10 protein-coding genes are annotated in these 11,030 nt (G+C 45.3%); 4 read left to right on the top strand and 6 right to left on the bottom strand.

What is annotated here, in order from left to right; all coding sequences use genetic code 11:
• Window positions 1-2: 2 nt before the first annotated feature.
• From NF543_RS02625 to NF543_RS02635, 3 genes are all read right to left on the bottom strand, one after another.
• Window positions 3-740 carry a 3-keto-disaccharide hydrolase gene (locus tag NF543_RS02625; protein WP_257666534.1) on the bottom strand — a complete coding sequence of 246 codons (738 nt, stop codon included), beginning with the start codon at window positions 738-740 and terminating at the stop codon, window positions 3-5.
• Window positions 741-838: 98 nt separating this feature from the next.
• Window positions 839-1,843: a hypothetical protein gene (locus NF543_RS02630; RefSeq protein WP_257666535.1), complete on the bottom strand. Its 1,005-nt coding sequence runs from the start codon at window positions 1,841-1,843 to the stop codon at window positions 839-841.
• 158 nt (window positions 1,844-2,001) lie between these two features.
• Window positions 2,002-2,991, bottom strand: coding sequence for an aspartate-semialdehyde dehydrogenase (locus NF543_RS02635; RefSeq protein WP_257666536.1), 990 nt, complete (start codon window positions 2,989-2,991; stop codon window positions 2,002-2,004).
• A gap of 196 nt (window positions 2,992-3,187) precedes the next feature.
• Between NF543_RS02635 and NF543_RS02640 the strand changes: the two genes are divergently transcribed.
• From NF543_RS02640 to NF543_RS02655, 4 genes are all read left to right on the top strand, one after another.
• Window positions 3,188-4,951: a lamin tail domain-containing protein gene (locus NF543_RS02640; RefSeq protein ID WP_257666537.1), complete on the top strand. Its 1,764-nt coding sequence runs from the start codon at window positions 3,188-3,190 to the stop codon at window positions 4,949-4,951.
• Window positions 4,952-5,370: 419 nt separating this feature from the next.
• On the top strand, window positions 5,371-6,318 hold the full coding sequence (locus NF543_RS02645; RefSeq protein ID WP_257666538.1) for an NAD-dependent epimerase/dehydratase family protein: 948 nt from the start codon (window positions 5,371-5,373) through the stop codon (window positions 6,316-6,318).
• Complete coding sequence (locus tag NF543_RS02650; RefSeq protein ID WP_257666539.1) at window positions 6,319-7,044, top strand: YebC/PmpR family DNA-binding transcriptional regulator; 726 nt, start codon at window positions 6,319-6,321, stop codon at window positions 7,042-7,044.
• Window positions 7,044-7,625, top strand: a complete 582-nt coding sequence (locus NF543_RS02655; RefSeq protein WP_257666540.1) for a hypothetical protein — start codon at window positions 7,044-7,046, stop codon at window positions 7,623-7,625. The genes NF543_RS02650 and NF543_RS02655 overlap by 1 nt, the downstream gene beginning before the upstream one ends.
• 28 nt (window positions 7,626-7,653) lie before the next feature.
• On the opposite strand, the gene NF543_RS02660 is transcribed toward NF543_RS02655, so the two are convergent.
• From NF543_RS02660 to NF543_RS02670, 3 genes are all read right to left on the bottom strand, one after another.
• Window positions 7,654-8,991 carry an ATP-binding protein gene (locus NF543_RS02660; protein ID WP_257666541.1) on the bottom strand — a complete coding sequence of 446 codons (1,338 nt, stop codon included), beginning with the start codon at window positions 8,989-8,991 and terminating at the stop codon, window positions 7,654-7,656.
• Window positions 8,992-9,012: 21 nt separating this feature from the next.
• Complete coding sequence (locus tag NF543_RS02665; protein ID WP_257666542.1) at window positions 9,013-10,158, bottom strand: amidohydrolase family protein; 1,146 nt, start codon at window positions 10,156-10,158, stop codon at window positions 9,013-9,015.
• Between the two features lie 10 nt (window positions 10,159-10,168).
• A partial coding sequence (locus NF543_RS02670) for an eCIS core domain-containing protein (RefSeq protein WP_257666543.1) occupies window positions 10,169-11,030 on the bottom strand: 862 nt, incomplete at its 5' end.

The following is an 11,030-nucleotide window of genomic DNA, read 5'->3' on the forward strand; positions in this document are numbered from 1 at the left end:
AGCTATGGCAATTCCTTAATCCGTATGTTTCTAAACCAAGCTTGGTCGCCATGATCCTGTAACGCTATTTTGCCTTGGTTGGCAATCTTATAATCGGGAAAATCCTTCCATTTGCCTTCATTCTTTTCTGTTTCCCATGCTGGGGTACCTTCTTGAAATTCCACGACCATTTGCCCATTGAACCAGTGTTCCACATGACCATCGTCATACACGATTTTGCTGGTATTCCATTCACCCACGGGTTTAAGTTCCTTTTTGGCATTATCTGCTGGATTCATCGCATAATTGGCCCCCGCCTGTTGCCAGTCTTCCAACGTACTGGGGAAACCAATGTCATCAATCAATTGGTATTCGGGACCTGTTTCATAAGGTGCTTTATATTTCGGATCTTCTACTACATGGTACATCAAGCCTGAATTGCCTCCTTCGGATATTTTCCATTCCCATTCCAACTCAAAATTGCCAAATGAGGCGTCGGTAACAATATCTCCGCCAACATCGCTTCCCCCAGTTTTGCCAAGGCAGGTAAGCACTCCTTCCTCAATAATCCAATTATCTACAGAATCACTTTTATTGAATCCATGCCAGCCAGCAAGGCTTTGGCCGTCAAATAGTGAAATCCATTCATTGGCCGTTTCTTCTTTGGCTGTCTCCGTTTCATTAGTCTGGCTTCCTTGATTGCAAGAAAATGCGATAACGGCAAGGGTGGCCATGGCGGCAAAACTTGTTTTTTGTCTCATGATGCTGATTATATTGATTTATGACAAACAAACATCGATAAACTTTCCTTTTTTCACAAGTGTTAGTTTTTTTTTGTCAGGATAAAAATTATCTTGAATTAAAGGGATATTTGCACCCCTGCAATACCACCAATGAAGAGTCCGTTGAAGTGTTCCTTGCCTTCTCGCTTCCATATATATCGGTCATTTCTAATGTCACGTTGGTCAGCATCAAACAGTAAGTGATTGAAGGTAGGACCAGCGAATAACTCAACACGAGGCGTGATTCGGTAACCTGCAAGCGATCGAAAACTGTGTTTGTTGTATGTATGATCATCAAAATCGGTCATTGAAATGCTTACCAATTCAACATTTACTCGAAACGCTTTTACCGCAATCAGATGTGCTCCTATACCTCCTTCAAGTACATAGCGGGCCTCATCATCCTTGAAGTTGTAACCTATACCCAAAATCCCGTACAATACCTTTCCTCCCGAACGCAAAGCCACTAATGTGCTGCCTCCTTCGTCTACAGTAAGCCCAATCTGCATCTCTCCTTCTTTGATAATATTAAGTATCCCTATCGGATATTTGCTTTCCTCCGCGATATTAATCAATCCAGCAATTTGAACTCCTTTGACCTTTTTAGCGATATTAATCAATCCGGCTACTTGTGTGGTAACATCACCCGATCTATTCATCAGCCCGGCAACTTGTAGTCCATTCGCTTCGCCTGTGATATTAGCAAGCCCGGCTATTTGGACACCTTTGGCATGGTGCTTTATATGATTTAAAATACCAGCCACTTGTATACCTTCCGCATCATTGCCTACATGGTTAAATACACCGGAAATCATCGTCCCGTAGGCATTTCCTCTAACGATACCCGAAAGTCCTGCTACTAAAAATGCATTTTCCTGTTGGGATATTCCTGCAATCAAATGCAGTGAAAAATTATTCGTGTCGGTAGGTGCCGTCTTGCCATTCGTACTTAAAGGGTAAACAATTCCAATGTGTGCGGGATTCACATGACGTTCTTGTGCTAATAAACCGGCTGTACAACTTAATGTCAAAAGCGTGCAAATCATCGCATGGAAAGCTCTTCGGGTATTTCTATTTTCCATAATCATTATTGTTTTCAATACAAGACAACAACGCTATGGCTTACCCTTACTTTCTGTTGAATTTATTGGTATTCCCTAATAAAAAAGCACTTCCAATAAAAGAAAAAGCATCCGCTTGGCGGATGCTTTCACAATAAATCAATAAGGAATCTATTCGTTTATAATAACCCCTTTTCTAAAAGTTTTTCTGCTATCTGTACGGCATTGGTCGCGGCACCCTTGCGCAAATTGTCGGCCACAACCCATAGGTTAAGCGTTTTGGATTGGCTTTCGTCCCGGCGTATACGCCCCACAAATACCTCGTCCTTGCCTTGCGCATCCTTTGGCATGGGGTATTCCAAATTGGCAGGGTTGTCCACCACCACCACGCCACTTTGTTTGGCCAACAAAGCACGTATCTCATCAATATCAAAATCGCTTGCAAATTCAATGTTCACCGACTCAGAATGTCCACCAATGACTGGTATTCGCACCGTGGTAGCCGTAATACGGATGCTATCATCGCCCATAATTTTATTGGTTTCCTTAATCATCTTCATCTCTTCCTTAGTGTATCCATTGTCCTGGAATACATCAATTTGTGGGATGACATTCAAATCAATCTGATAAGGGTAAGCTTTTTCTCCTTCTATCCCCGCACGCTCATCGTTCAGCTGCTTCACAGCTTTCACACCTGTGCCCGTCACAGATTGGTAGGTAGATACCACCACCCGCTTAATGGTATATTGCTCGTGCAAGGGTTTCAACACCACTACCATCTGTATGGTGGAGCAATTTGGGTTGGCGATGATTTTGTCTCCGGCCAACAATACATGCCCATTTACCTCAGGTACCACCAATTTCTTGGTGGGATCCATCCGCCAGGCGGAGGAATTGTCGATGACGGTAATCCCCGCATCGGCAAACTTGGGTGCATATTCCAATGAAGTGCCTCCACCAGCCGAGAACAAAGCCACATCCGGTTTGAGAGCAATGGCTTCATCGGGTGTGACCACCTTATACTTCTCCCCCTTGAATTCGATTTCCTTTCCCTTGCTTCGCTCAGAAGCTACTGGAATCAATTCTGTTACGGGAAAATTGCGCGCTGCTAACACAGTTAACATCTCCGAACCCACGAGCCCGGTCGCGCCGACTACTGCCACTTTCATTTTTTTTTGTTGTTTTTTTGAGAATTTACAGAAAATATTTTATTTTTAAAGCCTGCAAACATACAAATTTGCTTTCATCTTCCGGCAAGGAATTTCAAAAAGCTCCATCCGGAAGCCATTGTCTACTAGGCCAGATTGTCAGGAAACTTCTCGCGGTTGGAAAGGTTCTTGCTTCATTGAAAAACAACTTATTCCAATGAAATACACATTACTTTCGCTATGCAGCTTTTTTCCGCTGCTATTGAATGCTCAAATCCAAGATGCCTTTACGCACAGCCAATTCCCCAACCAGCCCATGCAATGGCGAGGCCACACCTCGTTCAGCTACATGGCCCAACCGTTTGACATCATTATCAATGAAATCATGGTAAATCCGAACGGTGTAATTGATTTTCCCCGACAGGAATACATCGAATTATATAATCAAAGTGACCAGATCATCAATCTACGCGATTGGACATACCATAGCCTCACAACGACACACCGATTTTCGAAAGGCACTTTACAACCACGAAGTTACCTTATCCTTTGCCGTACGGCAGATACGGCTCTCTTTGCTCCTTTTGGCGAAGTCGTCGGTATTTCGCCGTGGCCCGCTTTGGTCAATTCCGGCACCACACTTATCCTTAAAAATCAACAAGGTACCATTATCGATGAAGTAGCCTACAACACTTCTTGGTACCGTGACAGTCAGAAACGTAACGGTGGTTGGAGTTTGGAACGCATATCTCCTAATGCATTTTGTCTCGATGAAGACAGTTGGATAGCCAGCAATGATAGTCGCGGCGGAACGCCAGGTATTCAAAATTCCGTATATGACAAGGATTTTGGCATTGATCTGGGGATAACGGAATTTAAGGTGGAGGGAGCTTCACAACTCGCCATTACCTTTTCTCGTGCATTGGATTCCGAAACTGCCATGATGCCCATCAGGTATGTGTTGAACCACGGCATAGGCATTCCTCAATCGGTAGAATTGATAGACGCACGCAGCATATTGCTGCATTATGACCACCCGTTTTCCCAAGGACTTGAATATATCTTGGGGATAACGGAATTGGTCGATTGCGCAGGAGAATCCATTAACATCAGCCATTCATTTTTCATTCCTGATGAAATGCAACAAGGCGATGTGTTAATCAACGAAATTCTCTCCAATCCCAAACCAGAAGGAGTGGATTTTGTCGAAATCTATAACCATTCCAACAAAATTTTTGATTTACAACATCTTTACCTTACCCATGTCAATAGCAGTGGGTCAGTAGCTGGCCATCGACAGGTGAGTGTGGATGAACACTTATTCTATCCCAATACCTACAAGGTCTTGACCACCAATCCCAATATTATACAACAGCATTACCAGTGTCCTTATCCGGATGCATTTATACAAATGCCTTCGTTGCCTGCATTCAATAACAATGCTGGCACAGCTATATTGATTAGTCGGAGTACAATTATCGATCGCCTTACTTATAATGAGTCGATGCAGTCGCCATTTATTACCAACCATAAAGGCGTCTCCCTAGAGCGACAAAGTTTTTCCAAAGCCACAGATGCACCCGGCAATTTCCGCTCTGCCGCTACATCGGTAGGTGGGGCTACTCCAGGGTATGTAAACTCGCAAGGCGAGGTTGAAACAACGGCAGCGGGAATCTTTCTAACATCCAAGACCTTCTCTCCAGACAACGATGGCTTTGAAGATTTACTGGAAATTACCTACAGCTTTCCGGAAAGCAGCAACATGGCCAATATAGATATCTATAACGATAAAGGTCAATTAGTAAAGAGGTTGCAACGAAACCAGCGTATGGCTACGTACGGTACAGTTATCTGGGATGGTTTGTCTGACACCAATCAACGGCTACCCGTAGGCATTTACATTGCCGTGATAGAAGTGTATAATGAACAGGGTATGAGGAAAGTGTACCGAAAAAGCTTTGTATTGGCAACCAAGTTATAAAGGCATTGAAAACCCAACAGGTTTTTGAAACCTGTTAGGTTTAATACTGCCATTTTGCTAAGTTTCATTAGAATAAATTGTTCTTTAACGGCAATGAAGCTTGCATGAGCTGTCTTATTCATGTCCTTTTTTGAGCGGTAGCTCATGCAGGTTTCATCTATAAAAGAAAGTTCTCAAAGGCAGATGAGAGATCGATAACTGCGAAGCAATCATGAGTACCAACGAAAGCAGANTCCTTTTTTGAGCGGTAGCTCATGCAGGTTTCATCTATAAAAGAAAGTTCTCAAAGGCAGATGAGAGATCGATAACTGCGAAGCAATCATGAGTACCAACGAAAGCAGACTATGGCGAATAACTTGCTTTGATATGCCGTTTTTGTAACTTGCATATGAAAGGCAAGTTATCTAAGTTTGCACCCAATGGAAGAACAAATCATCATTATTGGTTCGAACGGTCAAATCGGAACCGAATTGGCCATCGCATTACGGGCAAAATTCGGGCAACATCGGGTGGTTACCTCCGATATACGGGAACCCCAGATGCCGGATACAAGTGGCCCTTTTGAAACCATTGATGTGTTAGATAGGAAAGCCTTGCATGTGCTTTTCACCAAATACCGGCCCACGCAGGTATACCTCTTGGCCGCCATGCTTTCGGCTACCGGCGAGAAATATCCTCGTCAAGCATGGGATCTCAATATCAATGGCCTGCTGAATGTGTTGGACCTATCACTCAAATATGGCGTCAACAAGGTTTTCTGGCCGAGTTCCATCGCCGTCTTTGGACCCCATTCGCCCAAGGCGAATACACCTCAGTATAGTGTCATGGATCCCAATACCGTCTATGGCATCAGTAAATTGGCCGGTGAACGCATCTGTGAATACTACCATAGTCGTTATGGGTTGGATGTGCGCAGTATCCGGTATCCGGGCATCATCAGTTGGAAAGCGGCTCCCGGTGGCGGCACCACCGATTATGCTGTCCATATTTTCCATGAGGCCTTGAAAAACAATACATATACTTGCTTCCTATCCGCTAATACGGCTTTGCCCATGCTTTATATGGACGACGCCATCCGTGGTACACTCGCATTAATGGATGCCCCAACAGATGCCGTAAACATCCGTTCAAGCTATAACCTTACCGGCGTGAGCTTTACACCGGCCATGCTGGCCAATGAAATCAGCAAAGTGGTGCCGGAGTTTACCATAACTTACGTAGAAAACGACCCCCGCCAGGCCATTGCAGACACTTGGCCCAATAGCATTGATGACACCGAGGCCCAACAAGATTGGGGCTGGAAACCTCAATTCGACTTGACCAGCATCACAGAAGATATGCTAACAAACCTTAAAAATAATAGATAGATGGGAAGAGCATTCGAATTCAGAAAAGAACGCAAATTCAAGCGATGGGCAAAAATGGCAGTGCAATTCACCCGCTTGGGCAAGGAAATTGCCATCGCAGTAAAGGAGGGTGGGCCAAATCCCGAGGCCAACTCACGTCTACGTACGGCCATCCAAAATGCGAAGGCCGTGAACATGCCGAAGGACCGTATTGAGGCCGCTATCAAACGGGCGTCAGACAAAGATGCCAAAGGTTATGAAGAGCATGTATATGAAGGATATGGCCCACATGGGGTACCCATTCTTATCGAAACCGCCACGGATAACACCAACCGTACGGTAGCCAATATCCGCAGCTACTTCAGCAAGTCCGGCGGCACATTGGGCAAAACAGGTTCACTCGACTTCATTTTCCAACGTAAGTCTATTTTCCGATTTACAGTGGTCGATGACATGGATTTAGAAGAGCTAGAACTGGAATTGATAGATGGTGGATTGGAAGAGCTTTACCTGGAAGCCGATGAAGAAGGGAATGAGGTGGCAGTGGCCCAAACCTCATTTGAAGATTTTGGCAACATGCAACGCCTGCTCGAAGAAATGGGCATTGAAGTGAAAAGTGCCAAATTGGAACGTATCGCGCTATCAAACACCGAAGTAGGAGAAGACGATGCCGTTGAAGTGCTCAAGCTCATCGATAAAATCGAAGAGGATGATGATGTGCAAGCGGTATATCACAACATGGCATAATGACTTTTGAGGAGTTCTTCATTAAAAAGAAAATCGATTTGGTGCAGTTGCAACGCGCCAACCCCGATTTGTATGCAGAATTCTACGACCATTATATCCAAATGGGTGAAAAGAGTTTCGACCATACGAAGAAGTACTGGTTCAATCGACTCCGCAAGGAGTACCTGCTGGAAGAACGGGAACCCATAAACGCCAAGTCAACGGCGATACCTAGTCCGTCTGCCAAAGAACCGCCACCTTCAACTATCGCTGCCAAACCCGCTGGCTTCAAACCGCGGTTTAAACCGATGGCAGCGAAATCTTCTGAAACATCGGTTCCCGAACAAACCGAGCATAAAGCTCCAGAAGAAGAAACGGCAAAAAAAGCGACAGCACCACAAGGTTTTAAACCCCGGTTCAAAGCTGGGATGACACCCACTTCCAAATCACCAGCAGAAAAACTACCTCCTGAGGTAACGGAAAATAAAGACACTCAGGATGAAGGCACCGAAACAACTGCGCCAGCCTCAAAGCCCCAGGGCTTCAAGCCGCGTTTCAAACCCGGTACCTCGGGTATAAAAAAAGACAGACCCGAGGATTAATGACTGACAAATAGCATCTTGGAAAAAGTTATTTAAACACCCGATCTTCTTTCTCAAACTCCCTACGGATACCGGCCATGATGTCTTTTTTGCTGATGGCACCGTTTTGCCTGGCAAATACTTTCAATGCTGCGAAATGGACCACCTGCACAATTGCCGATCCATTCAATTCATATTTTTCAGCAATTTCCTTGATATGCACGTCCTTATCTAAATTGGCCTTGGCAGGTAGGATAGTTTCCCATAGCTTAAGACGCTCGGCGACTGTGGGCATCGGGAAATGAATAATGGCATTGAACCGCCTGACGAACGCTTTATCGATGTTGTTTTTAAAATTGGAAGCCAAAATGACCAATCCAGGGAAGTCTTCTACGCGTTGCAGCAGGTATGATACTTCCTGATTGGCATACTTATCATGTGCACTCTGTACATTGGAGCGTTTGCCAAATAACGCGTCAGCCTCGTCAAAAAACAGTATCCAATCGCGATTTTCTGCCCGCTGGAATATCTTTTCAAGATTTTTCTCTGTTTCGCCAATGTATTTGGATACCACCTGCGACAAATCGATGCGGAATACCTCACGATCAAATTCTTTACCAAGCAATGTGGCAGTCAGCGTCTTCCCCGTACCAGAAGGCCCATAAAACAAAGCGCGGTATCCCGGCTTGATGACCTTTTGCATTTCCCATTTGCTGATGAGTTCCGTATTATGCTGAAGCCAAGTCTTGATGTCATTGAGTTGCTCCCTCGTTTTATCACTGATAACCAAATGCTCCCAATCCAATAGCGTGCTTACCGCCTTTGCTGGGAAATCAGGGCCAAATGCCGGGGGCTGTTCTTTACCTAATAGCAGTTTGGATAGCCATTCACGAGACAGCACCAGCTTCCCGCTCATTGGCGGTTCTCCTTCTTTGACAGACTCTACGGATAAAATTCCTTCTTTTACCAATTGGCTTTCTCCCATCAACAAGCTTTGAATATGGATTCGTTTCTCCATGTCATCCCCGGCTATGATAAATAATGCCGTTTCACCCGTTGGTAGAAACCCTCGATGATTGCCCACATTTTTCACCCCGCCCAACTCGATGATGTCGCCACCGTTGGGCAGGAATTGCTGAATGATGCGGTCGTAGAATGCGGGATGGAGGTGGGGAGCTAGTGACAACATGATAATGGTCTTTTCTATATCGCTTGATCGCAACAAGAGGTTTGAGCAATAAAATCCGTCATCGCCTATGGCAAAATCCGCCTGTTCATTTGGAACGGCATCACTAATGGCAAAAAACTGACACAGCCGGAAATTGACAAGCTGCTCCGTTTTTCTCAGTAAGATAGTCAACGCATCTTGTAATATTGGTTTTTGCATAAAAGTTTAATTGTCTAATATTCATGCCATACGGCCAATTTCTTCATTCAATGGAAAGTCCCCTCGTTGCAACGGTTGTGGCAGTGATCGCATACGTGTAGTCCATAACCCGATATTATCAAGTATAAATTGGTGTCTATTTGGAGTGCGTTGTTGCAGTATGGAAGGCGCATAAACAAACGCCGAAATCGCCTCCGCAAAATCTTCCCCCGGCCCATCGTCAACTGCATAGTATGACATCGGTTGTTCTATCCATTGGGGGTTGTTCCAATCATTGGCCTGTATTTGATACTGGCTTGGGGGAAGGGTGTCTGTGAGAATGGCATTGGCAACGGCGGGTTGGCCAATGTCAAATAATTGCCCACCGACCCATCCCACAGCACGGTGGAATTTGGTGAATACATCAGGGTCGGCACGCAATGCATCTTCGGCTATACCATGGCCCAATTCATGCACGATGTTCTCGCGTAGACTGTACTCACGCGATTGATACGGCCGAGGTGCCCCTGGTGTTTCTCCCGTAGCAGGAGCAAGAACAACTCCCACAGCCGGGTAAGTGCCACTGGCGTCACTCCTCGCATTTGGGAAAGCCCGACTTCGAGAGAACGCTTCATAAATGGTCAACCGACCTGCACCAAACGAAGCTCCTACACCGGGTTCAGCAACTCCCATGCCAGTAGCATTGGGCTTATAACTTATCTTGAAAAATACCACCGTGCGAATGGTCGGGATCGTTCCAAAAGTTTCCGCAACATCCTCTATTGCCCTGATGATATGGGAGTAATCCGCTGAGGATGCCCCAGGGTCCCACGATTGCCAGTTGGGAATGGAGGTTGTAGAACCACCATGGCGTGTCAAAGCCTCTTCTTGTTCGGTTTGTGTGCCTGTATGAACATCTTGTACCCCAAAATAACCCATAAGATATTGGTCAAACTCTACACGGCTTATAATTCCCTCCGGTATCGACCTGAACAAAGGATTGGGCTGCCTTTGATGGGTGGGAGACGATGACGTTGTTGTTCTTGGTTGTGGATTACGTTGGATACCTGTTGCAGGAGTAAGAAGTCTTGGTTGAAAAAAAGGCATCACACCTGCACCGCTAGATAGGCCAAGTAATGGAGTAACCTGTGCTGACATGGGAATCCGTTGTGAGCTATCGTATTGCATATCTTACTCGTTAAGCCATATTAGAGACTGAAGAAGGCGATGGATAGTCTCCAATAGGATAAACTCGGGTATGTGACGCCCGCCAGTTACATCCGGTGAAGTAATACATCGCTGTGGTAAATGGTGTGTAATCTCGTTCTGAAACAATCCACCCTGAACCCATAATGTCACTCCGTTCAGCAATGGTGTCCCCATACTGGTCACCTGCGGAACAGACGCCAGTACTTGGGTCACATTCAATATGCGGTAAGCCAAGCATATGTCCAAACTCATGTTCGGATGGTCGCTGCTGAAAATCCTGACCAAGTCTATTACGTGTCACCATATCATTGTCTAATGCATCTAATCGAGCAGTACGACTGCTGGAATTGACAGTGCTCCGCCTGGAAGCTGCATCAACATCAATCGTGTAATGTTGATCGCCTGTCACCGAAATTACATTCACCCTTGCAAAAAATGTATCATGTGCATTTAAACATATATCCATTGGAACTAGATAAAAACGATAACTCCAACGGTCTTGGACGTGCCTGATAAAATCTGTTATCCAGGTTTGCTGATCACCGACTGATGGCCAAGCACCGGTAAAATTGAATCTGACGCGCATTATTAGCGTCAATGTTTTGGTATCCCGGTTTAATTCCACATCAAACAATCCAAACCGGTTACGCATACCTAATCCATATCTTCGTTCAATATTAGCGTCGGCGGATTGCCGTTGGACAGCACGGTTTCCTCCTGCATCTACCTGCTGCACTACATGCGTCAGCTCATGTGCTATCAACCTTCTACTGCTATCCGACTCAGGCTGGTATTGCCCATGGCCAAATACGATGTTGTTTCCCGTGGTGTATGCCAAGGCATTTATGCTT

The sequence above is a fragment of the Parapedobacter tibetensis genome (assembly GCF_024704835.1).
GTDB classification, from domain to species: Bacteria; Bacteroidota; Bacteroidia; order Sphingobacteriales; family Sphingobacteriaceae; genus Parapedobacter; species Parapedobacter tibetensis.